Source organism: Psychrobacter sp. H27, assembly GCF_059072655.1.
Window position 1 is genome coordinate 2,330,978 of the sequence record NZ_JCACRX010000001.1, and the last position, 26,675, is coordinate 2,357,652.

19 protein-coding genes are annotated in these 26,675 nt (G+C 44.2%); 11 read left to right on the forward strand and 8 right to left on the reverse strand.

From position 1 onward, the window contains the following. The first annotated feature begins 199 nt into the window (after nt 1-199). Complete coding sequence (locus tag AC5JPY_RS09570) at nt 200-2,410, forward strand: carboxy terminal-processing peptidase (protein ID WP_443525356.1); 2,211 nt, start codon at nt 200-202, stop codon at nt 2,408-2,410. A gap of 568 nt (nt 2,411-2,978) precedes the next feature. On the opposite strand, the gene AC5JPY_RS09575 is transcribed toward AC5JPY_RS09570, so the two are convergent. Then, nucleotides 2,979-3,464, reverse strand: a complete 486-nt coding sequence (locus AC5JPY_RS09575; RefSeq protein ID WP_319051113.1) for an FKBP-type peptidyl-prolyl cis-trans isomerase — start codon at nt 3,462-3,464, stop codon at nt 2,979-2,981. A 324-nt stretch (nt 3,465-3,788) separates the two neighbouring features. Here AC5JPY_RS09575 and AC5JPY_RS09580 point away from each other — a divergent pair, with 324 nt between their 5' ends. Further along, nucleotides 3,789-5,804: a M61 family metallopeptidase gene (locus tag AC5JPY_RS09580; RefSeq protein ID WP_443525357.1), complete on the forward strand. Its 2,016-nt coding sequence runs from the start codon at nt 3,789-3,791 to the stop codon at nt 5,802-5,804. A 171-nt stretch (nt 5,805-5,975) separates the two neighbouring features. Here the strand turns inward: AC5JPY_RS09580 and copM are convergent, their stop codons facing one another. Both copM and AC5JPY_RS09590 read right to left on the reverse strand, forming a co-directional pair. After that, complete coding sequence (gene copM / locus AC5JPY_RS09585; RefSeq protein ID WP_443525358.1) at nt 5,976-6,842, reverse strand: CopM family metallochaperone; 867 nt, start codon at nt 6,840-6,842, stop codon at nt 5,976-5,978. 215 nt (nt 6,843-7,057) lie between these two features. After that, nucleotides 7,058-7,669 (reverse strand): rRNA large subunit pseudouridine synthase E, encoded by a 612-nt coding sequence (locus tag AC5JPY_RS09590; protein ID WP_443525360.1) that lies wholly within the window; start codon nt 7,667-7,669, stop codon nt 7,058-7,060. A gap of 455 nt (nt 7,670-8,124) precedes the next feature. Between AC5JPY_RS09590 and icd the strand changes: the two genes are divergently transcribed. Continuing rightward, on the forward strand, nt 8,125-9,384 hold the full coding sequence (gene icd, locus AC5JPY_RS09595) for an NADP-dependent isocitrate dehydrogenase (protein WP_443525361.1): 1,260 nt from the start codon (nt 8,125-8,127) through the stop codon (nt 9,382-9,384). 387 nt (nt 9,385-9,771) lie between these two features. Here the strand turns inward: icd and AC5JPY_RS09600 are convergent, their stop codons facing one another. Next, on the reverse strand, nt 9,772-11,991 hold the full coding sequence (locus AC5JPY_RS09600) for an NADP-dependent isocitrate dehydrogenase (RefSeq protein WP_443525362.1): 2,220 nt from the start codon (nt 11,989-11,991) through the stop codon (nt 9,772-9,774). A 606-nt stretch (nt 11,992-12,597) separates the two neighbouring features. Between AC5JPY_RS09600 and AC5JPY_RS09605 the strand changes: the two genes are divergently transcribed. The 4 genes from AC5JPY_RS09605 to AC5JPY_RS09620 all read left to right on the forward strand — a co-directional run bounded on the left by AC5JPY_RS09605 (nt 12,598) and on the right by AC5JPY_RS09620 (nt 18,265). Then, nucleotides 12,598-13,977: a GNAT family N-acetyltransferase gene (locus tag AC5JPY_RS09605; protein WP_443525364.1), complete on the forward strand. Its 1,380-nt coding sequence runs from the start codon at nt 12,598-12,600 to the stop codon at nt 13,975-13,977. 99 nt (nt 13,978-14,076) lie between these two features. Next, nucleotides 14,077-14,577 (forward strand): chorismate--pyruvate lyase family protein, encoded by a 501-nt coding sequence (locus tag AC5JPY_RS09610; protein WP_443525365.1) that lies wholly within the window; start codon nt 14,077-14,079, stop codon nt 14,575-14,577. A gap of 468 nt (nt 14,578-15,045) precedes the next feature. Beyond that, the gene (gene glyA / locus AC5JPY_RS09615; protein ID WP_319051105.1) at nt 15,046-16,302 is read left to right on the forward strand and encodes a serine hydroxymethyltransferase; all 1,257 of its coding nucleotides are present in this window, start codon (nt 15,046-15,048) and stop codon (nt 16,300-16,302) included. A 427-nt stretch (nt 16,303-16,729) separates the two neighbouring features. After that, nucleotides 16,730-18,265 carry an alanine/glycine:cation symporter family protein gene (locus AC5JPY_RS09620; RefSeq protein WP_443525368.1) on the forward strand — a complete coding sequence of 512 codons (1,536 nt, stop codon included), beginning with the start codon at nt 16,730-16,732 and terminating at the stop codon, nt 18,263-18,265. A 135-nt stretch (nt 18,266-18,400) separates the two neighbouring features. Here the strand turns inward: AC5JPY_RS09620 and gltS are convergent, their stop codons facing one another. The 4 genes from gltS to AC5JPY_RS09640 form a co-directional block, all read right to left on the reverse strand. Next, nucleotides 18,401-19,675 carry a sodium/glutamate symporter gene (gene gltS / locus AC5JPY_RS09625; RefSeq protein ID WP_443525370.1) on the reverse strand — a complete coding sequence of 425 codons (1,275 nt, stop codon included), beginning with the start codon at nt 19,673-19,675 and terminating at the stop codon, nt 18,401-18,403. A gap of 130 nt (nt 19,676-19,805) precedes the next feature. Beyond that, nucleotides 19,806-20,240: a barstar family protein gene (locus tag AC5JPY_RS09630; RefSeq protein ID WP_443525371.1), complete on the reverse strand. Its 435-nt coding sequence runs from the start codon at nt 20,238-20,240 to the stop codon at nt 19,806-19,808. Between the two features lie 58 nt (nt 20,241-20,298). After that, nucleotides 20,299-21,099 carry a ribonuclease domain-containing protein gene (locus AC5JPY_RS09635; RefSeq protein WP_443525373.1) on the reverse strand — a complete coding sequence of 267 codons (801 nt, stop codon included), beginning with the start codon at nt 21,097-21,099 and terminating at the stop codon, nt 20,299-20,301. 151 nt (nt 21,100-21,250) lie between these two features. Continuing rightward, the gene (locus tag AC5JPY_RS09640; protein WP_443525375.1) at nt 21,251-22,552 is read right to left on the reverse strand and encodes a glutamate-5-semialdehyde dehydrogenase; all 1,302 of its coding nucleotides are present in this window, start codon (nt 22,550-22,552) and stop codon (nt 21,251-21,253) included. 435 nt (nt 22,553-22,987) lie between these two features. Between AC5JPY_RS09640 and AC5JPY_RS09645 the strand changes: the two genes are divergently transcribed. The 4 genes from AC5JPY_RS09645 (at nt 22,988) to AC5JPY_RS09660 (ending at nt 26,636) form a co-directional block, all read left to right on the forward strand. Next, nucleotides 22,988-23,287, forward strand: a complete 300-nt coding sequence (locus tag AC5JPY_RS09645; protein ID WP_443525377.1) for a hypothetical protein — start codon at nt 22,988-22,990, stop codon at nt 23,285-23,287. A gap of 403 nt (nt 23,288-23,690) precedes the next feature. Beyond that, nucleotides 23,691-24,488 carry an ABC transporter ATP-binding protein gene (locus tag AC5JPY_RS09650; protein WP_443525379.1) on the forward strand — a complete coding sequence of 266 codons (798 nt, stop codon included), beginning with the start codon at nt 23,691-23,693 and terminating at the stop codon, nt 24,486-24,488. 390 nt (nt 24,489-24,878) lie between these two features. Continuing rightward, a complete protein-coding gene (locus AC5JPY_RS09655; protein WP_443525381.1) occupies nt 24,879-25,679 on the forward strand; it encodes a transporter substrate-binding domain-containing protein in 801 nt (266 codons plus the stop codon). 138 nt (nt 25,680-25,817) lie between these two features. Next, nucleotides 25,818-26,636, forward strand: a complete 819-nt coding sequence (locus AC5JPY_RS09660) for a transporter substrate-binding domain-containing protein (RefSeq protein WP_443525383.1) — start codon at nt 25,818-25,820, stop codon at nt 26,634-26,636. The last annotated feature ends 39 nt before the right edge of the window (nt 26,637-26,675 follow it).

A 26,675-nucleotide genomic window follows, 5' to 3' on the forward strand; every position in this document is an offset into this window, starting at 1 on the left:
TAAAAATTATGGAAAGATACAACGACAAAAAAATCTTATAACAATAAAAGTATAGAAGAGCGTAAGCTCAAGACGACGAGTAATGAAAATAATCAGTATTGATAGATAATCACAGATTCAGAGTTTTTAGATTTTAACAAAACAAACAATATCCCCAATTCCAAACAAATCACTAACTTCAAATAACTAGGTACATATGATGAAAAAACAACCAGCACAGTGGTTACTCAGTGCAGCGTCAGTGGGCATAGCCGGTATTATCCTGACACAAAGTTACGGTACTGCAGTCGCAGAAACCAATACAGGAAGTTTTGTTCAGACGCCTGAACAAAAAGTCACTACCCGCCAAGTCGCCGCCTTGCTGGATCGCAGTCATTACCTAAACCAGCCGTTAGATAGCAAAACGGGCAGCGAGATTTTATCAATGTATATTGATAGCCTTGATCCAAACCATACGTTGTTTTTGCAGTCTGATGTCGATGAGCTGAAAAAAAAGCACGCGGCTGATTTTGGCGCGCGTCTCAAACAGGGTGATCTATCCGCAGGGGTAGAAGTCTATGATCGGTATCGCAAACGCTCAAATGAATACTTTGCGATGGCAACGAAAATGTTAAAAACAGATATCGATCTGACAGGTAATGACACCATCATACTTGACCGCGAAAAACTGGGTCACTTCAAAACCAAAAAAGAACAACGAGACTACTGGGCGCGTCAGCTGAAATTTCAGTTGATGAGTATTACGCTAGGGCAAGAAGACGAAAAAGCCAAAGAAGCTGTGTTCTTAAACAATCCAGATATCACACGTGGTCAAGACTTAGTACGCAATGATGAGCGTACACCAAGTGAGATTTTGCAGAATCGTTTGTCACGTCAGCAGGAGCAGTTCAAACGCCTCAAAGACGATGAGATCATGGAAACCATCTTGAACACGGCAATGCTGACGTATGATCCACATAGCAACTACTATGCACCGATCCAAGCGACTGAGCTGCAAATCCAATCTAGCTTGCAGTTAGAGGGAATCGGTGTCTCTATCCGCCCTGATCGTAAAAACCCAGACTATACTCGTATTGTGACTTTGGTAGATGGAGGGCCCGCTGCCAAATCTGGTCAAATTAAGCCCAATGACTTAATCGTCGGTATCGCAAAAGATGGCGAGAACATGACTGACGTGGTCGGGTGGTCAACGCGTGAGATTGTCAGCTTGATTCGTGGTAAGCGTGGCACCTCGGTCACTCTTAAGCTACGTCAACCAAATACACCAGATGCTAGCGCCCGTACGGTTACTGTCGTACGTGACATTATTCAGCAAGAAGAGTCTGGCGTGACTCAGCGTGTGGTAGAGGTGCAGCGTCCTAATATAGATGAGACACCCAAACGTATCGGTGTGCTTGAAATACCAAGTTTTTACTTGAACTATCGTGCGCGCCGTAACGGTGAGGATTATCGCAGTGTCAGTATCGATACCGAAAAAGCACTGAAGGAGTTGAACAAAGAAAACATCGATGGCTTGGTTGTCGATCTACGCAACAACCCTGGTGGCTCTTTGGATGAAGTTGCCAAAATGCTCGGTATGTTTATTAAGAGTGGACCACTGGTACAAATTCGTGATAATCGCGGTAACATTCAAGTATACCGTGACAATGATGGTGGCGAGCAGCTGTATGATGGCAAAATGACCGTCATCACCAATTTGGCATCGGCATCAGCCAGTGAGATCTTTGCTGCTGCCATTCAGGATTATGGCCGTGGATTGGTCGTGGGTAGTACCACGACAGGTAAAGGCTCAGCACAGATTCAGCTCGATAGCTTGGCGCTGGGTTCTGCTACCTTAACTCAGCGTAAGTTCTATCGTATCACTGGCGGTAGTACTCAGAACAAAGGCGTGGTACCTGATGTTGAATTGGTCAACATCTATGACGACGCCACCTTTGGCGAGCGCGCGCAGAAAAAAGCACTACCTTGGGATACTATCAGAACGTCTCCTTATAAGCCTGAGGGTAAATTTACCAGTGATACGCTTGCAACACTCAATCAGCAGTCTAAGGTTCGCCAACAGAAAAACCCGCAGTTTACTTATCTATCGACACTCAATGACATACGTAACATGGATGATGAAAAGAAGCCTGTTCGTTTAGACATCAACAGCCGCCGCGCTAAAATGCAGCTCATAGAAAAGCGCTCATTAGAAGCAGAAAACAAGCGCTTGATCGCCACTGGTGAACGTCCATACTCTAACTGGAATACGTACCAAGCTGCAATGGATGCAAAGTTCGAAGAGCGTAGTCGCATGAAAGCTGGTGAGCGTCCAGAGTTACCAGAAGATGAAGCATTTATTAATGAAGCTGCTTATCTCATGCTTAGTGCTGAACATACAGCAATGCTAAGCCCGCAAGAAAAGCTATAACCAATTATAAGTAGCTATGATTTCCATGTAAGCATATGCTTACATGGATTGACGTTCAGACTACTTACTAATGATAGAGCAATCTGCGATTATAACTGTACGGCACGATTGAACGGAATGGTTCATTGATACTAGGGATTGGTATCTTAAGGTCGCATCAGGGATAAGTGGTTTGCTGATTAGGGATGATAAGGCTGGATGCCTGTCAGTTATGAGATACCCCGGGATTAGGTATCGCGTAACGCTAACATGGATGGTTGGTAATAAAAGCCGCATGACGCTTGTCGTTATGCGGCTTTGTTATGTCTGAAACTCATGAATACTCATTGGTTGTTATTTATAAATAGCACAATTGAGCTTGAACAAAGTCTGTTGAGTATTCAACTTTTCAGATCACTCTATTTACTTGGTAGATTATTTATTCGACAAAGCATCTATTTGATAAGTCACCGATGATGACACACGCATAAAAAAAGGTCAGTAGACATAGTCACTGACCTTTTTGATTGAGCGACAAGTCTAATAATAACTCATCACTCAATAGCTGTTCACTGTACTCTAGGAGAGATTAGTGCTCAACGCCACCTGCACCATGTACATGGCCGTGGTTTAGTTCGTCTTCAGTTGCTGCACGTACTTCTTGGATCTCAACATCAAATGTCAGACGCTTACCAGCCAATGGATGGTTTGCATCAACAGTAACTTCTTGCTCGTTCACGTCAGTTACAGTAACTAGCATAACTTGACCACCAGCTTCTGACTGGAACTGCATACCAGGCTGAATGTCATCAACGCCTTGGAAGTTCTCACGTGGTACGTGCTGTACTGCTTGCTCTTGATACTCACCGTAGCCATCAGCAGGCTCAACAACTGCGTTGACTTTTTCGCCAGCAGATTTGCCTTCTAATTGTGCTTCTAGGCCTGGGATAATGTTGCTGTGACCATGTAGATAAGCAAGTGGCTGACCTTCTGGTGATTGGTCAAGGATATTGCCTTCGTCGTCTTTTAGCGTGTAGTTAAATTTGACGGCAGTGTCTTTTGCGATAGTAGTCATAAAATATCCTAAATATATCTATGTAAAAAATTAAATGCGGTTGCAATAAACCTAAAAAAGCCAATCAGCAAGCCAAATAGCCACGATATTAGTCAATTATCATCAGTTTATTAAAGTAACTTTAGCAGTTAGCATCTTTAATTGAGATGGGTCACATGAGTTTCAAGGCAAAAAACATAAAAAAAGCCAATTAATGCCCCAATTTACAATAATAACTGTTATTTTCTATAGTTGATGGGTAGCTATGGGCTATTTAAGGTTTGGGAGTTGCGTTTTTTAGAACTGGCTTCTACCATAATGATAAAAATAAGGAAGAGAGAGACGATGACTTCATTTACCAATACTGCCAACAATCAACCAACGAGCGATGTGTCCATCAGCCACAATGATGCCAAGCGACTGCCCTTGATCAGTTATCGGTTCGATTTTGCGCGTTTTTCTGAGCATTTGGTTGATGTGTCACTGACCTTTACGACAACCTCAGCCGCGCCTCAACTTTGGCTACCAGCATGGATACCAGGCAGTTATTTGATGCGTGAGTTTGCCCGCAATATTACTGCGGTACACTATCAAATCATAGACAGCCAAATAAAAGAGGGTGACGAGTCCTCCAAGACTTATCGCGCACAAAAAATAGATAAACATACGTGGCAACTCCCAGCTGTACAGGCAGGACAAACGGTAAATGTCGCGTACGAAGTCTACTGTTATGATTTATCAGTGCGTACGGCGTATGTTGACCAGCAGCGTCTGTATGGTAATTTTACCTCGCTCGCACTCGCAATTGATGGACAAGAGCTGGAACCCGTACAGGTCAGTTTGATTGTACCTGCGGCATTTTTGCTAGATAAAAAAGAGAATAATGTACTCTTGGCGTGTGGTTTGGCAGCTACTCATCTGCGTGTTGAAGGTCAGGACACAGATGGACAGCACAGTTATCAGTTACAGGCAGACAACTACCACGAGCTGATCGACTATCCTTTCGAGATTGCAGAGCAGCAAAAATTTGATTTTATTATCAAGGATAATCAGCATGAGACGCTGCAGCACAGTTTTTATCTCTCAGGTAAGCATAGCGCCAACATGGGCAGGCTACAGCAAGATGTCACTCAGATTTGCCAGACTTATCTAGACTGGCTGGGCGATGCGCCATTCAATGATTATACTTTTATGACCTTTGCCAGTGGTCAAGATTACGGCGGGCTTGAGCATATTAACTCTACTAGCCTGATTACGCCGCGCCGTGACTTACCAAATATGGATGAGCCAAAACTACCCAGTACCGATTATCAACGGTTCTTGGGCTTATGCAGTCATGAGTATTTTCACTCGTGGTGGGTCAAAACAGTGCGTCCCGATGTCATGATCGATGTTGATCTACGCCGCGAAGCATTTACGCCTCTGCTTTGGGTGTTTGAAGGATTTACCTCTTATATCGATGATTTTATGCTGCAGGCGTCTGGTGTGATCGACAAGCCAAGCTATCTGAGATTATTGGCAGAACAAATCAATCGTTACTATCAAACACCTGGTCGCAGCAACCAAAGCGTGGCAGAGTCGAGTTTCGATGCGTGGATCAAGCTGTATCGTACTGACGAAAATACGGGCAATGCAGGTATCAGCTACTACAACAAAGGTGCGCTAGTGGCATTGTGTTTGGATCTGATACTGCTAAAAAACACTGATGGTCGCTATCGTCTCTTTGATGTGGTCAAAGCGTTCTATACTCAAGCCAAGCAAAAAGACAATAAACGTATCGGTATCAGTAGTGCCGATATGGGTACGGTGATTGGGCAGTTCATGCCGCTAGCAGAGTGGGAGGATTTTGAGCATCGTTATGTTAATGGAGTAGAGGAGCTACCCATTGAGACGTTGCTAATCGAAAACGGTATCAAAATACAGGCAAATAAAAAGGAAGTGGCTGATAAACATGTGCCTTGGGGCATGCGCTGTAGCGAAACGCCAGTCGGACTCAAGGTCAATCGTGTGATGCGTGGTAGCGTGGCTGCCAGAGCTGGCATCTCAGCACATGACATCATTGTTGCGATTGATGGTATAAAAGCAGACAGCAAGCAGTTAGCTTCGCTTAGTAACGCTAAGCGTCCTATCGAGTGTTACTTGTTCCGCCGTGATGAGCTGATGTGTGTTCAAGTACAACCAACTAAAGCGCATCAAAAAGACAGCATAGATAGCAATGATGCTAGCGAAAAGTCATTCCCTCACAAGATCGGTCTATGCTTAGCAAAAGAAGGCAAGGCTTTACAAGGCAATGGCGATGAGGCGCAAGCAGAAGCAGGCTGGGAGATGTGGCTAAATGTTATGAATCATCAGTCAGATTAGATGTATCAAGTGGTGTGTCAACATTAGGTGCGCTAGTATAGCTCGCGATACGCAACGCCATTCATAACCTATACCGCACCGACAAATGCTGCACTGACGATAATCCCCCAACAAGCAATAGTGCTTGTTGGGGGATTGTCATTAGTAGCTTACTGCTTCCCGATATTCTTACTACTGTGCCTCAGTACTTTTATCAACACGGTTATTATCGGTGTCTTCACTGTCCGAACTTTCGTTTTCAGTAGACTGGCTATCAGGATCCATAACGTCAGTGCTGTTCTTAGTGCTATTCAAAACTTGAAGCGCTGCAATCCAATTTTGCATGATATCAATTTCTGCTTGTTGTGTATCGATAATACTCTGTGCCAATTGGCGCATTTCCTCATCGGTGCCGTACTCGAGCTGGACTTTTGCCATGTCTACTGCGCCAATATGATGCGGTAACATACCCCGTGCAAAGGCCATATCAGGCATAGGATCGGCAATACCTAATGTCATATCACCATGCATATCTTCCATGCTTTTGGCATATGCCTGCTGCATGGCAATCGTATTAGGCTTAGGTTTGGGTGCATCAGGGTGGCTGGCTAGCCATTTATTTAGAATATCAATCTCAGCTTGCTGTGCGGTGATAATGCCTTGAGCAAGCTGGCGCATAGCCTCATCAGTACCGTATTTTAACTGGATTTTTGCCATCTCTATCGCACCGCGATGATGCCCAAGCATACCTTTGGCAAACGCAGTATCAGGGTCGTTATAACCCATTCCAACCAGCATCTCAGCATGCATATTGGTCATGGTTTTCTTGTAGTCTCTAAGAATATCAGTCATCTCGGAACCATCCGCGACGTTTACATCGTCTTGTAATGTATCCTCGCTCATGCCGTCATGCTCAGCATGAGTAGTATCAGTCACTGGTGACGTGCTTTCTTCAACGGGTGCTGGTTGATTGTTCTCTGCTGCTGGTTGACACGCGCTCAGAAAAAGCGCCGCGAAAACGCTGGTAGCCAACAAAGCAAAACGATGAGAAGCAATCATGACATATTCCTATTATAAAATAAGACGATAAATGGATAAGACCCACTTGATACAACTAATGGCTATACATAACCAATGACGTGCCGAATTTTAGCAGATAAACCTTACCCATTCGAGACGCTATGTTTAATAGGTCGTAATATCTTTAGATTATATGAAATTATATATCGGTAACTGAGCAACGAGCAACTCAGCAACAGACAGCTAAGTAGTGTTCACTGATTGATAATACCCAATTGCTGATAATGTGCGCTATCTAAGGAGATGCGCACAAACTCACCAACCCCTAGATTGTCAAGTTCAAACCCTGCAACCGACCAACGGATCAAGCGTAGACAAGGTAGACCAACATGAGCAGTCATGCGTCTAACTTGACGGTTTTTACCTTCGTAAATCGTCATCATCAGCCATGAGTCCGGCACACTTTTACGCTCACGTATCGGTGGGTTACGCTGCCAGAGCATCATTGGCAACTCATCTTCACGGACGTGTTTAACAGTGGCGGGCAGGGTCTTACCATCTTTTAGAATCACGCCTTTACGCAGTTTGCTCAGTTGCTCGGTAGTAGGAATCCCCTCGACTTGTACTAAGTAAGTCTTACCTTGCTTGCGTCCAGCATTGGCCTTGGGTGGATGAGTGATTGCTTTATTGACACGCCCATCATCGGTCAAAATAAGTAGACCCTCTGATGTGGCATCAAGCCTACCTGCCACACGTAAAGACTTATCGGTAAAGTACTCAGATAGGGTAGTGTGATCGTTATTGCTGTCATCTCTGAACTGACTTTGCACGCCATAAGGCTTGTTGAATAAAACGAGACTAGACATAAAACGATATTTCCTAGTATTTGGTGAGTGGTGGTCTATTGTAGCCTATGTCTTATAAGGTCACGCCAGTATTGAGTAATCGGCATTAAACAATCAGCATAGCCGTCTTGTCAGTGACAGAATAGATGTCGCATCATCCGCTACAAAAGTAGGACAGTGGTCATATAGGTTTATTGCTATTCTAAATCCATATCTCAATAGTGGTTTTTTGTATTTTTGGCGAGATAAGCATTCAGTTTGATTGCGATGTTACTTTCGTTTTAGCTTTTGTCGCTTAAAACTATTTTTAGTACGGTTCAAACCAATGATACCAGGACTACAGTTATCGCAGCTTTGCTCAGTTAATATTTGTTCAAATCATAAGTTTTTAAGCGTTATAACGATAAAAAACCGTTGGCATAATAGCGTGTTCAAATCATTTTCGATCTATAACAGACAACCAAGGAGTATCATCTATGTCATATGATAAGGTTATCGTACCAAGAGACGGCGAAAAAGTGACCGTAAATGCTGATTTGTCGTTAAACGTCCCCAATCATCCGATTATTCCGTTTATTGAAGGCGATGGTATCGGGGTAGACATCACACCCGTCATGAGAAAGGTGGTCGATGCTGCGGTCGATAAAGCCTATCATGGCAAAAAATCTATTGTGTGGATGGAAGCGTATCTCGGCGAAAAAGCGGCCAAGATATACGACGGTGATTATCTACCAAGTGAGACGTTAGAGATTTTAAAAGACTATGTCGTTAGTATCAAGGGCCCATTGACCACGCCAGTGGGTGGTGGCTTTCGCTCACTCAATGTGGCAGTACGTCAGGAGCTCGACCTATATGTTTGTCAGCGTCCAGTACGTTGGTTTGAAGGCGTGCCAAGCCCGGTTCAGCATCCTGAGCTGACAGATATGGTTATTTTTCGTGAAAACTCAGAAGACATCTATGCTGGCATCGAGTGGAAAGCAGGTAGCGAGGATGCTAAAAAAGTTATTAAATTCCTAAAAGAAGAGATGGGCGTGACCAAGATTCGTTTTGATGATAACTGCGGTATCGGTATCAAACCTGTCTCAAAAGAAGGCTCCCAGCGTCTAGTACGTAAAGCAATCCAGTATGCTATTGATAATGATTTGCCAAATGTGACACTGGTACACAAAGGCAATATTATGAAATTTACTGAAGGGGCATTCAAGGATTGGGGCTACGAGCTGGCAGCAGAGCGCTTTTGTGCTGAGCTATTAGATGGTGGCCCATGGATGACGATAAAAAACCCAAAAACCGGCAACGACATCATTATCAAAGATGTGATTGCTGATGCGTTTCTGCAACAGATTTTGATGCGTCCTGCAGACTATTCTGTAGTCGCAACGCTCAACCTAAATGGCGACTATATCTCTGATGCGCTAGCGGCTGAGGTCGGCGGTATCGGTATTGCGCCAGGAGCGAACAAAGGCGGTGCTATCGCAGTATACGAAGCGACACATGGTACCGCGCCCAAATATGCTGGTCAAAACAAAGTAAACCCAGGGTCATTGATACTATCTGCTGAGATGATGCTACGTGACATGGGCTGGTGTGAGGCGGCTGATCTTATCATCGACGGTATCAAAGGTGCGATTGCAAACAAAACAGTGACGTATGATTTTGAACGTCTCATGCCCGACGCTATCTTACTCAGTACCTCTGAATTTGGTAAAGCAGTCATTAAGCATATGGATGCTTAGCGATATACGTGCTGCGCCATAGAAGTTTTAAATCATATAAGTGCTCACAGCACCGCGTTCTATTAAACATCATTAAAAGCCATTTGCTGACGTAGGTGGCTTTTTTTTGTGTACTTGAAAACTGAAAAGGTAGAATAAAGCTAATAATTATGGTTTTGAGTATGAAAGGTGAACGATAAGGTCAACCTTTTACATAGGGTAATGTATAAAAGCGAGCGTTCCATATTTTTAGAGCGCGCATAAAAAACACCTCAATGTCCTAAGACCATTGAGGTGTTTGATTTACAATGACTGTAAATAGCATAACCATAACCGGCATAACTAACTTTGACTTTAAAGACTAAAGACAATTATGCTCAATTATCTCGGCACAGCTATTTAAACAAACTATAGCGATGCCAATGCGTCGTTAAACAATTTGCTTGGACGCATTACTTGTGTCGCCAGTTTTTCGTCAGCATAGTAGTAGCCTTTGATATCTACAGATTTGCCTTGAGCATCATTGAACTCTTTGACGATAGCCGCTTCGTTGTCTTGCAGATTTTGCGACAGCTCTGCGAACGTCGCTTTTAGTTCCGCGTCTCGATCTTGCGCCGCCAGCTCTTCTGCCCAGTACATGGCAAGATAGAAGTGACTACCACGGTTGTCCAGCTCGCCTGTCTTGCGTGATGGCGACTTGTCGTTCAATAGCAACTTCTCAGTTGCGGTATCTAACGTGTCAGCCAACACTTTGGCTTTGGCATTCTTATCATTTGTCGCCAGATGATCCAGAGACTCTGTCAATGCCAAGAACTCGCCCAAAGAATCCCAACGTAAATGGTTTTCTTCTGTGAGCTGCTGAACATGCTTTGGTGCAGAACCGCCAGCGCCTGTCTCAAACAAACCGCCGCCTTTCATTAATGGCACAACCGATAGCATCTTGGCACTGGTACCTAGCTCTAGGATTGGGAATAAGTCAGTGAGGTAATCACGTAAGATGTTACCAGTAGCAGAGATGGTATCAAGACCACGAGCGACACGCTCTAGGGTATAACGCATGGCGCGAACCTGAGACATGATTTCGATATGTAAGCCATTAGTGTCATGATCTTTTAGATACGTTCTGACCTTTTTGATCAGCTCGTTCTCATGTGGACGGTATGGATCTAACCAGAAGATAACTGGTGTATCTGAATCGCGCGCACGGCGTACCGCAAGTTTTACCCAATCTTGGATAGGCTCATCTTTGGTCTGACACATGCGCCAGATATCGCCTTTCTCAACGCGCTTTTCTAGCAATACTTCATCGGTATCCACATCTACAATGCGAGCAGTACCCGCATCGCTAGATTCAAATGTTTTGTCATGTGAACCATATTCTTCAGCTTTTTGAGCCATCAAGCCAACGTTAGGCACGGTGCCCATTGTTTTTGGATCAAAGTTGCCATGCCACTTGCAGAAATTAATCATCTCTTGGTAGATACGAGCAAAGGTAGACTCTGGCATAACGGCTTTACAGTCATACATTTTGCCGTCTGCACCCCACATCTTACCACCTGAGCGAATCATCGCTGGCATAGAGGCATCAACGATGACATCACTTGGCGAATGGAAGTTGGTGATACCTTTTGAAGAGTCCACCATCGCCAGACGCGGGCGATGCTCTTGACAGGCATGTAGGTCGCGCTCAATCTCTTCGCGTTTTGATGATGGTAGGGTTGCGATTTTGTCGTATAGATCTGCCATACCGTTGTTTACATTTATGCCTAGCTCATCAAAGAACTCGCCATGCTTTTCAAAAGCTTCTTTATAGTAAATACGTACCGCGTGACCAAATACGATAGGGTGTGACACCTTCATCATGGTGGCTTTTACGTGCAGTGAGAATAGAATACCAGCTTCGCGGCAGTCTTCCATTTCACGCTCATAAAAATCTAGCAACGCGGCTTTGCTCATAACCATCAAATCGATGATTTCTTTATCAAGTAGCGCAAGTTTAGGTTTTAATACTTTTGTGGTGCCATCATCAAGTAGTAGCTCCATACGTACGGTACGGGCTTTGTCTAGCGTGATTGATTGTTCGCCATCATAGAAATCGCCACCATGCATGTGTGATACATGCGTGCTTGACCACTGTTTCCATTCGCCCATAGAGTGCGGATGTTTTCGGGCATAGTTTTTGACTGCTTTTGGCGCGCGGCGATCTGAGTTGCCTTCACGAAGTACTGGGTTGACAGAGCTACCTAGGCTCTTGCCATAGCGCTTACGCAATTCTTTTTCTTCATCAGTTTGTGGATCTTCTGGGAAGTCAGGTAGTGCAAAGCCTTTGCTTTGTAATTCTTTGATAGCGGCTCTAAGCTGCTGTACAGAAGCACTGATGTTAGGTAGTTTGATGATATTGGTGTTTGGGTCTTGAGTCAGGCGACCAAGCTCAGCTAAGTTGTCAGGAACACGTTGCTCTTCAGTCAAGTACTCAGGGAACTCGGCCAATATACGCGCGGCAACAGAGATATCACTGCTCTCAACAGAGACGCCTGCAGTTTGCGTAAACGCTTTAATAATAGGTAAAAAAGATAGAGTCGCCAGCGCTGGGGCTTCGTCAGTTTTTGTATAAATAATTTTTGACATTTTATTTAGATCTTCCTTTAGTTGTCGTTAATAATAAAGCTCAAATACAGTGTTGAAGATGGGTCAATGATACTATGCAATAATGAATGATATCGTTCGATCAAGTACGTTGTATGTAGCTGCTTAGCAATATTCAAGTTAGCAATATTCAAGACGGGTAAAGCATTTTCTTTTAATAATATTTATTCAAGCAGCACTCTTAGGCAATACGTCAACTGTGATGCGATATTGCTTAAGAGTCATTCACTGACGGTATATTATAATCAATCCACTATAAATCCAATAGGTTGTCAATCATATACGATGAACTAAGTATACTGTTTTAATCCATATCCTATGATTTCTAATTGTACTAAGCTAATAACAACCTTATTCTACCAGTCATCGGCTTCGATATCATCTTTTCCATACAACTACTGTCTTTTTATGGGCTTTTATATCGACCCAAATGCTACAGCAACCGCGTAATAAAAAACCATCGACCTCTCAATCGGTGGTTTTTTTATTACGCCGCAATAATTTTTGCAAATTGTGACAGCAAAACTGCAAAAGTTTGCTAGGCTAGGTCATCAACAGATAGATTATCTATATATAGCGACGATGAATATGAGTTTAGAGTATGCGCTGATCAATGATACCAGTTGGCAGAGCCAGACAGAATGGCAAACGCCAGATACCCCTTTTATGTCATTTGAGTTTTGGCAAGCTTTGACTGACACTGGCGCGATTGGTGAGCAAGCAGGCTGGCTACCAATATTTATTTTGGTACATCGAGTCGACGATCATGCTGATAATGAAGACAGTACCGATGGCTCAGTAAGCAGCACTGCAAACAATGCATGGCAACCTGTGGCCGTGATGCCTGTATTTATAAAGGGTCATCATCGGGGTGAGTTTGTATTTGATCATTCATGGGCGGAAGCTTACGCGCGCTATGGCGTAGATTATTATCCGCGTTTGGTCACCAGCGTGCCCTATACACCGATTACGGGTCAGCGTCTTTGGATAGCAAAAGGGCAAACCCTAAACGACGATATCCTCAAAACAGCCATTGCAGGTATCGACGATATTGCCCAGCAAGTGGGTGCCTCAAGCTGGCATGGGCTATTTGTCACTCCTACGCTGGCATCTATTGCTACCACCTCTATGCCTACTGAAGTTGATGTAGAGCGTGCGATAGTCGCACAAGAGAGTGGTATTGATGCCGTGCCTATCGAGATGCCTATACTCGAGCGCCAAGGCTGCCAGTTCTTATGGCAAAACAAAGACTTGCTCAATAACAGTCAACCATTTGCTGATTTTGATGCGTTTTTGATGACGCTAAAAGCCAAAAAACGCAAAACCATTCGTGCCGAGCGCCGTAAAGTTGCAGAGCAAGGTATCACCTGTGAGCGAAAGTGCGGCGATGCAATCAGTGAGGCAGACTGGAAAGCTTTTTATCATTGCTATGTCATGACCTATGCGGTGCGTGGACAGCAGCCTTATCTCACGCTAGACTTTTTTATGGCATTGGCAGCGAGTATGCCTAGACATATTATGCTCGCACAAGCGTTTGATGCTAGTGGTGAGATTATCGCGAGTAGTCTGTTCTTATATGATGACCCTGATAGCGATAATCAGAATCCTGATAGCGACAATGTTGATGTTAGTGATAATGCAACCTTGTATGGTCGATACTGGGGTGCGCTAGGGGAGTATGACAGTTTGCATTTTGAGCTATGCTATTATCAAGGTCTTGAGTTTGCCATCGAGCAGGGGTTGACGTTTTTTGATCCTGGGACACAAGGAGAGCATAAACTGGTTCGAGGATTTATTCCAACAACGACGCACTCTATCCACCGTATTTATGATCCGCGGTTTGTACCTGCGATTGGTGACTTTTGTATGAGAGATCGGATGCATATGGCACAGTATCGCAAGCAGGCGTTTGAGGCGCTACCTTTTAACGCGGATAATATGCCTGATTTTAATAGTAGCAACTCATAGCAGTCACTTATAACGGCAATCAGCCATGGTGAATGCTGCTTCTACGCGCAAGCACCTTTTAACTATCAAATACCTATCAAAGCGTACCAGCTATCAACTATGACCTGTAACCAGTCTCATTCTACTCATTATCTACCACCTACCGAGCTGTTACCTTGGCTGGGTGCCAAAGGCTCTCTCACTGCTATGCTAGAAGAGAGGGCAGGGCAGCCACTGCGGGTAAAACGTAGCTTTGAGGGCTATCGACAGCTGTCTTTAATGCAAAAAAAGCAACTGGGTATCATAGGTGGTATGTTAGGACGACCGCTGCTGGCATGGGTGCGTGAAGTACACCTCTATGGCTGTGACGACGCGCCATGGGTACAAGCCCAAAGTATCTTTCCTCTATATAGTTTGCAGGGTCAGGCACGTCGTCTTCAGCAACTAAAAAACACCCCTATCGGCTATGTACTATTCAAGCGCTGCCGTACCTTGCCGAACGAGCGTTTTATTAGCCATACGAGTGACGGTTGGCAACGGCAAACGCGTTATGACTGGTATGGCCGCACACTCATGATTAGCGAAACGTTCTTGCCTGCGTTTTTATCTAAAGATCTATAAAAATATTTCATGCCTTTATCAGTATGAAAAGGCAGTCAAGCGAAAATTCTCAATGGGTAAATCCTTTATTTTGTTGGCTATTTAGCTGCGTTATATGACCATTTAATTCGCTCATCTTAAGGTGAGGTTTTTTTGCGCTCATCGCACAAATTTTCATGTTACACTTAATCTTTCGCAGTGATATCGATGCAAATGTATATCGATTTTATTGACGAATCAGTCAAGTTAATAGCAGGTTAATCGCCTGTGTTTGTTCTTATTTTATTCTTTGCTAATAGACGCCATTCACAATAGTGGACATACCATAAGACAGAACGTAAAAAGACAACAGATTGTAGAAAAACAGAGTGCAGAGGTGTTTAACATACCTCAAGCGACGTTGACGCATTAGTTGTTTTATTGTGGGCAGGCTATCAGCTTCTTTTCAATGACATTTTTTCAATGACAGTCACTACTTAGGACATCACTATGTTTAAAGATATTTCTATCAAAGATTTTGATCCAGTACTTGCTGAAGCCATGGCCGCAGAAAGCGTTCGTCAAGAAAACCATATCGAATTGATTGCGTCTGAGAACTACTGCTCACAAGCAGTAATGGAAGCGCAGGGTACTGACCTGACCAATAAATACGCGGAAGGCTATCCTGGTAAGCGTTACTACGGTGGTTGTGAGCATGTGGATGTCGTTGAACAATTGGCAATTGACCGTGCAAAAGAGTTGTTCGGCGCTGAGTATGTCAATGTCCAGCCACACTCTGGTAGCCAAGCAAACTCTGCGGTGTTTTTAGCATTGCTAGAAGCAAATGACACCGTACTGGGCATGAGCTTAGATGCTGGTGGTCACTTGACGCATGGCGCGCACATTAATTTCTCAGGCCTGAACTACAATGCTGTACAGTATGGGTTGGTAGACGGTACTGGTTTGATCGATTATGACCAAGTAGACGCTCTAGCACGTGAACACAAGCCAAAAATGATCATTGCTGGCTTTTCAGCGTATTCACAAGTAGTCGATTGGCAGCGTTTCCGTGACATCGCTGACGAAGTAGGCGCGTATCTGTTGGTAGATATGGCACACGTTGCTGGTCTGGTTGCAGGCGGTGTTTATCCAAACCCAATACCTTTTGCTGATGTAGCCACCACTACCACGCACAAAACCCTACGTGGCCCGCGCTCAGGTATGATCTTGTCACGTGATGAAAAATTGGCTAAAAAGCTTAATTCTGCGGTATTCCCAGGCAACCAAGGCGGTCCGTTGATGCACGTCATCGCGGCAAAAGCGGTCTGCTTTAAAGAAGCGCTAGAAGACAACTTCAAAACCTATCAACAGCAAGTAGTCAAGAATGCACAAGCAATGGCGAAAGTCATCCAAGAGCGCGGCTATGACATCATCTCTGGTGGTACTGAAAACCATCTAATGCTGATCAGCCTCGTTAAGCAAGAAATGACCGGTAAAGAAGCGGACAAGTGGCTTGGTGATGCACACATCACTGTCAACAAAAACGCAGTACCAAACGATCCAAAGTCACCATTCGTGACCTCTGGTATCCGTATCGGTACGCCAGCAATCACGACTCGTGGCTTTAACGAAGCACAAGCAGCTGACCTGGCAGGTTGGATCTGTGACGTGCTAGACAGTCGCGGTGATGAAGCAGTTGCAACTGAAGTACGCGGTAAAGTAGAAGCGATCTGCAAAGAGCTGCCAGTGTACGAGAAGAACCAGTAAACTTAAATCTATACTGATTAAGTCAGCGCTACTTAAAAACTGCCAAAATAAAAAACCGCTTAGCATTTGCTAGGCGGTTTTTTGTTGTCCTCTATAAATATTAGATCATCTAGCGCAACTTTGTGCTGGTATTATCATCTAGTAATTTTAAGTCTGTTATGTACACCTCAAACCACTATCAACATTATTTGATAAATACAGTGGGCTTGTCTGACTTTAATTGTCAATATAAGAACGCTAAGTTGATGTTTAGTCGAGAAAAACATATAAATTTTTTTTGTTTATACAAGAGTATTAGTATATAGTCAGCATTGAACATTTAGTAATAATACTAATACAAAGTATAATAAATAATTACACTTTGTATTAGTGTCGATGTAATTGATTAAGTAACGATATAAATATTATTTTTACTAAAGGGATTTATATGAAAAAACAATCTTTAGTCGCAACGATGCTATTACTTAGCACTACTCTTGCTCAAGCAGCAGAGCAATCAGGTTTAGCAGCATTTGGGGCAGGTCTCGACAGTTTCATGGCCAGTATATTTGGCTGGTTCGTTGATCTTATTTTCTTCTCAGTACCGCTTGGGGACGTTAGCTTCCCACTCATTGTAGGTTGGTTGTTGGTTGCCGCCTTAGTCTTTACCTTTTACTTTGGCTTTATTCAGTTTCGTCTTGTAGGGTTATCTCTGAATATCGTCAGAGGTAAATATACCGATCCTAATCCTGCTATTAAAGAAGAAGGCGAGGTTAGTCATTTCCAAGCCTTGGCGACTGCTCTATCAGGCACGGTCGGTCTGGGTAATATTGCTGGTGTAGGTGCCGCCCTTGCTATTGGTGGACCTGGTGCTACCTTTTGGATGATCGTGGTTGGCCTGTTCGGTATGGCATCTAAGTTTGTAGAGTGTACGCTAGGTGTTAAATACCGTACTATACTGCCCTCTGGTGCCGTATCAGGTGGACCTATGTACTATCTAAGCCGCGGTATGGCTGAACGTGGTATGGGCGGATTTGGTAAGGTTTTAGCCGTTGGTTTTGCCCTTATGACGATACTAGCAACCTTTGGTGCTGGCAACATGTTTCAAGGCAACCAAGCCTTTGCAATGGTAAGCTCTACTTTTTCTATTCCTACTGAGTACAGTATAATCTTTGGTGTTGTCTTAGCGGTTTTAGTCGGTTCGGTCATCCTTGGTGGTATGCCTCGCATAGCAACCGTTACCGAAAAAGTCGTACCCTTTATGGCTTTGTTATACATTACTATGGCAGTAATCGTACTGGTTGCTAACTTTAACCAAATTGGCACAGCATTTGGAGAGATTTTCACAGGTGCCTTCACTGGTGCTGGCGTGGCTGGTGGCTTTATCGGTGCGTTGATTCAGGGTTTAAAACGGGCAACTTTCTCTAATGAAGCAGGTGTCGGTTCAGCCGCTATTGCTCACTCCGCGGTAAAAACAAATGAGCCTGCAACTGAAGGTTTGGTAGCTTTACTAGAGCCTTTCATTGATACGGTTGTCATTTGTACTATGACTGCGTTAGTGATTACCATCTCTGGTGTGAACACAGCAGCAAACTTGCAAGATCAAGCGATCACTGGTGTAGAGCTAACCCGTGCCGCCTTTATGCAAACGGCTCCAATTTTTCAGTATTTCCTAGCCTTAGCTGTAATCATGTTCGCATTTTCAACGATGATTTCATGGTCATATTATGGTCTAAAAGCTTGGACTTACCTCTTCGGTGAAGGTAGAACTAAAGAAATAATATACAAAATTATATTTTTAGTCTTCGTCGTTATCGGTACTGTCATACAGTTTGGTTTTGTTATCGACTTCGCAGATGCGGCTCTGTTCGCTATGGCGATCTTTAACATCATCGGTCTATACTTCTTGATGCCAATTGTGAAAAAAGAAGTGAATTCTTTCGTCGCTCGTGTGAAGAGTGGTGAAATCAAAAAGTATAAATAGTGGGTTTGATTAAATACGCTATGATAACTTGATAATTAAAAAAGCCCGCCAAGATGAGTCTTGGCGGGCTTTTTGATGTCTGGCATTCTTGATTTTATAGACAGCTATCAATCTTCAATCTACGACAGCATTAGCCTACATAAACGGCAACTTGGTAAATATCTGCAATATCGTCGCATTGACGATATCGACAAAGAACGCACCTACCATTGGCACGATTAAAAACGCTTTGGGCGAGGGCAGATAGCGATCCGTAACTGCTTGCATATTGGCAATCGCCGTCGGGGTCGCCCCCATACCAAAACCGCAATGTCCTGCTGATAGTACCGCCGCATCATAGTCTTTGCCCATGACTTTAAAGGTAATTAGGTAAACATAGATAATCATAATGATGGTCTGTACGACCAATATAATCAATACAGGACCTGCCAAATCGGTCAATTGCCATAGTTTCAAGGACAGCAATGCCATCGCCAAAAACAGACTCAATGACGCATTACCAAGCACATCAATCGAGCGGTCAAACATATCAAAGTTGAAGACCATGGTTAGTACATTACGTATGATCACGCCGCCTGCCAGTGCCCACACGAATGTCGGCAACTCAAACCAAGTGCCTTCAGCAACTATGGCCATCACATCGGCAAAAGCCAAAGCGCCTGCAAATAGCGCCAAGGTTTCGATAGTAGAGGACGCCGTGATAAAGCGCATGCTATCAGGTCTCTCAAAGATATCTTTATTACTACCTGCCGACTCCTCATCGTGTTTCGTGCTATACAGCGACTGATTTCCTGCGACCTTTTCTATATCGCTTGGGTTCGGATTAGCAGGCGCAGGCTTTAGGCCAAGTCGATTGATCAAACGACGCGCCACGGGACCACCGACGATGCCGCCTGCGACCAAACCATAAGTCGCAACAGCGATACCTAATGTGGTCGCGCCAACCACGCCGTAGTCCTCTTCTAATGTAATGCCCCAAGCCCCAGCAGTACCGTGGCCACCCGTCAGAGCGATAGAACCTGTGACCAGACCGAGTAGCGGATCAAGCCCTAATGCACTTGCCATAGCCACACCAACGACATCTTGTAGCACGATAAATACGGATACTACGATGGTGAAGATCAATAGCGGTGTACCACCCGCTTTTAGACGACTAAAATCAGCGCTCAGACCGATAGAGGCAAAAAACATCAACATGGTGGCAGTTTGTAGCCCTTGATGAAAGTTGAAGCTATATCCCCAAACCATATTGAGAACATAAACAACAATCGCTGCGACTAGACCGCCTGCAACAGGCTCAGGAATATTGAAGTCTTCTAAAAACTTGACTCTCTTTACCAAAAAACGCCCCAGCAGTAGCACTAAGGTCGCGAGTATCAGGGTGTAATAACCGTTTAAGGTAATCTCCATAGGTTAATCCTTTGTATAAAATAAATTAACCTGAATTCGGGATAAATATGGCTTTATCTCGAATTCAGGTTTCTATGATTCAGGTTTTTATGATGATGAATGATTAACGGTGATTACTCTATTAACAACACTAGATCTCATCTGCAGATGGCATAATGATCCACAATTGTGGTTTGCCAAAGTCTCGATAGGCATCTTCAATGATGCACTTAAACATATTGAAGTCTTCGGTGTTTATACTTTTTGCTCCCGTCAAATCAAGCATCAGGTGCATCACATCGCTATCTGTCAGGCAGTCCCATGCACTGTCCCAGTTGTACGAAAAGTAATTAGGGAACTCACAGGCGCGGGCAAGACTCGTCAATAGCGTGGTTTTATCCAGTATGTCACCCGCCGGTATGGTAACAGCCTGCGCAGGAATATCCGCATGTAGTGCTGTACCGTTTTGGTTAATGTGGCTTTGATTAATACGGTCTTGATCAACATGGCTTTGGTTAATATAGTGGATGGCTTGGCTTATACTTTCTTGATCGATATTTGCTTTTTTTATATCTGCTTGTTTCATGTCCGTTGCTCCTTATCTATGCTGCATATCTGTTTGCTCAGTATTTGTTTGTTTAGCACTAAGGCACCTGCAGTCTTTGAAAACTATCGTAATGATCGATGGTCAAGTAATACACAGTAGGTGGATAACCCCCTGTGACGATACGACGTGCGCCGCGATGTGAGACGCCAGGTGTGGGTGCGGTGTACTCGCGGTAGTAGCCTTGTGACTGTGTCGGTAGTCTGCCTTCACGATTATAAAACGTCGTGCCATCCTTATTTGGGTAAGGGTATGGTCCACCTTGCTGGATGAGCGCAATCGTATTATCGACTTGTGCATCACCTGTTATGCTGGCAGCAGTGCTATTGGTACTGATTTGACTTGTACTATCTGAGGCAGTTTGCGCCGAGGTGGTTGACTCAACACTATTAGCAAATAACGTTGAGCTGATATCGCCAAAGAAATAGACAGCAATGGCGATAATAGCAATGAGACTAAATAGGGTAGAGCCTAGGCTTCTTTTATTTTGACTGCTGTTTTGACCGCCGTATTGAGTGTTATTTTGTCTACGATTTTGATTAACGGAGTTTTGGTTAATGTGATTTGAATGATTGCGTCGCTTGCTATCACTAGGTGTTTTACTGGGCGCATTTGGCCCAGTATCTGGTGCAATGCTCAGTGACGACGGTGTGACTTCGGTGGCTCGCAACTGGTTTTTTTCATTACGGGTACTATTGAAATACACGCTTTGACCAACCGTTATAGGCTCTACCAATCGTGCGTTACTAATATGAAAAAACACATCTTCACTTTGGTCATCTACATCGATAAAGCCATAGCCTTTATCCTGATTCCAGTGTTTAATCTTGCCACTTTGCATGGTTGCACCGCTCCCTATAATTTAAATGCCTATAATTTAAAAACCTATGACTCAAATATCTATAATTTGCATACCTATTATTCAAATGAAAAACGCCAGCAAAATTGCTGACGTTTTTGGTTACTCATGGGCGTAGTGAATGCTCGTATGATTACGCACGAGTCTCGCCATGACCGTAGACGATCCATTTTTGTGAAGTAAGACCTTCGAGACCGACAGGGCCACGTGCATGGATTTTGTCCGTTGAGATACCAATCTCAGCACCCAGACCATATTCGAAACCATCTGCAAAACGGCTAGACGCATTGATCATTACGCTTGCTGAGTCCACTTCGCGGATAAAGCGTTGTGATTTAGTATAGTTATCTGTGATGATAACATCAGTATGGTGACTGCCATGCGTATTGATATGCTCAATCGCCTCGTCAATGCCTGCAACAACTTTTACCGCGAGGATAGGGGCTAGATACTCGGTATCCCAATCCTCAGAGGTGGCAGCAGATAAGTGACCGTTAAGCTTAGCATTGTCATTTAGGATGGCTTGCGATTTGTCATCAAGACGCAGTTGCATGGCATCATCGGCAGCCACGATGGCTTCAGCAATCTTAGGCAGTAGCTCGCCTGCAACTGCTGCATCGACCAGTAACGTCTCCATCGTGTTACAAGTACCGTAGCGATGGGTTTTGGCATTGACACTGACGTTGATAGCCGTGTCTGTATCAGCATCGCTATCAATAAAGGTATGGCAGTTACCGTCTAGATGCTTGATCACAGGAACTCTAGCGTCGTTACTGATACGGGCAATCAGACCTTTACCACCACGTGGCACAATGACATCGACATAGTCAGTCATCGTAATCAACTCACCAACAGCAGCACGATCGGTGGTTTGCAATACTTGCACGCTGTGCTCAGAGAGATCGGTATGGCCAAGGCCTTTGATGATGCATTTCGCAATCGCTTGGTTCGATTCAAACGCTTCAGAACCACCGCGCAAGATAATCGCGTTACCTGACTTTAGCGCCAGCGAGGCCGCCTCTAATGTTACGTTAGGACGTGATTCATAAATCATACCGACCACACCCAGTGGTACGCGCATCTTGCCAAGATGAATGCCTGATGGCTGATAGGTCATGTCAGTGACTTCGCCGATTGGATCAGGCAGACCAGCCACGTCTTTAAGACCTTGAAGCATGCCATCAAAGCGCGCTTCATTTAGCTCTAAGCGATCGAGCAGAGCACTATCAAGGTCGTTCTTTTGACCGTTGTCCATATCGATTTTGTTGGCAGACAAGATATCTTGCTTGGCGTTGATGAGCTCATCATGAATCGCCATGAGTGCGGCGTTTTTATCGCCAGTATTGGCAGCAGCAAGGGCGCGAGAAGCGGCACGTGCTTGCTTACCAACAGAGTGCATGTAGGTTGTGATGTCTGTCGTATTTGCTTGACTCATAAATTATTTTCCTTATGTCATACAGGTTTTATATAGATAAAAGCGGTTCTAAATAAAAGCGCCTAAAAAGGCGAAAATTTGGCAAAAAAAGAAGTTTTGAATGCCTACTTACATAGCGGTAGGTCATTATGCTATTTAAAATAGAGTAGATTGCGGCGATAGTAAAGATGATTTTGTGAACAGCGCCCGCTTTACAACGTGCTGATCATCCTTTATTTAGGACAGCGCTGTGAGTTATTTAGTACAGTGCCATGAGCAATATCATATATTCTCCACTAGATAATGGTATCAATACTGCACTCTAACTTTACGTGTCTTTAACAGAACTGTGCTGTAAATACTAAGGTAGCCATGACGCATCATCAGTATAGTAAGCATTAACAAAGCAGCGCTAACAATAGATAGTGCTGGATCATAAAATAATGGAGAATGAACATGGCTACTAAAAATGCAACGTATAAAAATTGGTTGACGGCTGGATTGGTTGCAGGCGCGCTTGCGCTCAGTGCATGTAGTAAAGATGAGACACCGATGGAAACACAAGCTGATACGACTGTGGATGCGCAAACGAGCGTTGAAGAAAGCGCCACAGCAACCAGCTCTGACGACGTCGCCGTTGCTACTGCTGACGACGGCATGGTCGTTGAAACGACAGATGATGTGGCGGTTGCCACCGCAGATGACGCAGAGGTGCTCGATGGTACGGAAGACTCAGAGCATGTATCGACGTACTAAGAGTTATAGCGTACCCGTTTTATGCTACATATGACGGGTGACGCGCTGTCATCAGCTGCTGATCAAAGGCTCAGTATCAAAGGCGCAGTGTAAACGCATAAGATAAAACCACGCCTAGTACGCGAAAGTGATAAAATAAAGCCCAGAGCGATAAATGCCGTCTGGGCTTTTTTAGGTCAACGGTTTATAAAGTAGCCATAATCAGTAGTAACGACTAACTGACTGGTTAAACACAAGATTTGCCTTTTTGCTGTGGAATAAGAGACAATGTGGCATTTTTTCTCTTGGCCTGCTCAGGCATAGGACTATTACGCTAGTGCTATAGATACCTATACTATTATATAAAGCTCATATTTATTTTTATTCGTGTTTTCACTCATATTTATTGGAAGTCTGCTGAACCATGCTTGATACTGCAAAAACCCCGACTCGGCCTATCGCCCTAGACTTACAAGACATCCATAAAAGCTATGGCTCACTAGAAGTGCTAAAAGGGGTATCTCTTACCGCCTATGATGGTGATGTTATCTCTATTTTGGGCTCATCAGGCTCAGGTAAATCAACATTGCTGCGCTGCATTAACTTGCTTGAAAACCCAAATCAAGGTCGCATCCTAATCGGCAATGAAGAGCTGATGCTCAAACCTGCCAAGTCAGGCGAGCTGCAAGCATCAGACGTCAAGCAGTTAGAGAGTCTGCGTGCTCGCGTGGGGTTTGTCTTCCAAAACTTTAACTTGTGGCCGCATAAGACCATTTTGCAAAACATCATCGAGGGACCGACGCAGGTGCTCAAGATTAAGAAAGCACAAGCGATTAGTGATGCTGAGCAGCTACTCGACAAAGTAGGGCTACTCGACAAGAAAGATGCTTATCCAGCCAACTTATCGGGCGGTCAGCGCCAGCGTGTGGCTATTGCCCGTGCACTTGCTATGAAACCACAAGTGCTGTTGTTTGATGAGCCAACCTCGGCATTGGACCCTGAGCTGGTCAACGAAGTACTTGCTGTCATGCGAGAGCTAGCAGAAGAGGGTCGTACGATGCTGATCGTCACCCACGAAATGCGTTTTGCCCGTGAAGTATCCAGTAAGGTGGTCTTCTTGCACCAAGGTGTGGTCGAAGAGATCGGTACGCCTGAGCAAGTCTTTGACAACCCTACCTCTGAGCGTGTCAAAGACTTTATGGCTTCACATCGCCCGAACTAATTCTGTATAAATCAGATGGTAGTAGAATCCTACTGCCATCAGATATTACCATTATCCAACTCTGCCACAGTCAAACCATAAGTCTAATAACTCCTACCACAATCAGAACCTATCACTATCGCATCTTGCCAAACGCAAAAATCACTATATCGTAACCATTGTTGACTCTTTATTACCAGATAATAACTGTGAGTATGCAAAACGTTTGTTTTTGATATTTTACTCAGGTATTATCAAAAGGTTTATAGGTAGTCACAGCTGCTGGCTGCCTGTCATTCTGCTATCTATATTGCTTGTCTGGCAGGGACGTCAGAGAACCAAATATCAGAACCTGAAGCCAGAAAATCCTGTCAAAACCCTATGTCAAACCCATCAGAATTTAAGGAATGTATGATGTCGAATTCTCGCCTACTGTGGTCATCAATGACCGTCACCGCAGCATTGATGCTGAGTGCTTGTAGCCAACCTGCCAACGAAACAACTGATGCCAGCGCCGATGCACCTGCTGCAGAAACGACTGGGCAAACCATTCGTATTGCAACCGAAGGCGCTTACCCTCCATTCAACTATACCAATGCCGATGGTAGCTTGTCAGGCTTTGATGTCGATGTCGCAAACGCGCTATGTGATCAGATGCAAGCTGAATGTGAAATCGTCGCTCAAGATTGGGACGGTATTATCCCAGGTCTATTGGCACAAAAATATGATGCGGTTGTCGCAGGGATGTCTATTACTGCTGAGCGTCAAGAAAAAGTTGATTTCACTGAGCCGTACTTTGCCAACACGATGGTATGGCTAACCAACAATGATGGCAGTTTTGATCCGATGGCGATCAACAATGTCACACTAGGTGGACAGCGCTCTACCACGCCAGGGGCTTATCTACAGGATAACTACGAAGGCAAAGAAGGCAACACGGTTCAACTGTATGACAACTATGACAATGCTTACCTAGATCTAAAGTCTGGTCGTAGCGATGCGGTATTGGCCGAAAAAGTCTCTGCCAAATCATGGTTAGCAGACAATACAGAAGGCTTTGGTATTGTTGGTGATGAAATTGATAACGATGACAACATTGCGATTGCTGTGCGTAAAGGGGATGGCCTCAAAGCAGAATTTGATAAAGCATTGAGCGAAATCCGTAGTAACGGTGAGCTTGCACGCCTTGAGCAAAAGAACTTTGGTCAATAATGGTTTCCTGAATGTTTGTACTCAAAACAAGCGATGCTGATAAGTAAAAAACGGTTCAGTATTGCAGAAACAGTTGAGTATAAAGTAGTCAGTAATAAGTGATGATACGGCTGGTAAATATATTAAGGAATAAGAGATATGACAATTTCAATGAGCAAAAAAGCATTGTGGCTAGCGCCGCTTAGCGCAGCAATGCTAATGTTGGCAGGTTGTAACAATAGCGCAGCACCAGAAGAAAGCGCTGAAGCTGATACCGCTACCGAAGCACCTCTAGATATCAAGATCGCCACAGAATCAAGCTATAAGCCTTTTAGTTACACAGACGCTGATGGCAAGCTAATCGGTTATGAGATTGAACTGGTTGACGCATTGTGTGCACAGATGAAAGCTGAGTGTGAAGTGATCTCACAAGATTGGGATGGTTTGATTCCAGGATTGAACGCACAAAAATTTGATGCAGCCATCGCTGGTATGTCGATCACCCCTGAGCGTCAAGAAGTGGTTGATTTTAGTGACCCGTACTTCTATAGCGGCATCATCCTAATTGGCAAAAAAGGCGATGACCTCAGTGTCGATGCGCTAGCAGATCAGCCAATTGCGTCACAGCGCTCGACAGTATCCTCACAGTATCTGCAAGACGAGCATGCAGATGCTGATATCAAGCTCTATGACACGCAAGACAATGCTTACCTAGACCTGACGTCAGGCCGAGTACGCGGTATGATGTCTGACAAAGTCACTGGTACCGACTGGCTAAAAACCGAAGCTGGTAAAGATTACGAAATCAAAGGTCAAGAGATTAGCAGTGACGACGATGCAATGGGTATTGCCTTCCGTAAAGGCGATCCATTGGCTGCAAAATTCAATGCAGCATTGGCTGAGCTAAGAGATAATGGCACTTATGACCAAATCACTGGCAGCTATTTTGGTACCAGCTCGACCGCTGCTGCACAATAAGTAGTCGTCACGGATGGTGTCGAAGAGGTAGTGGTCGCC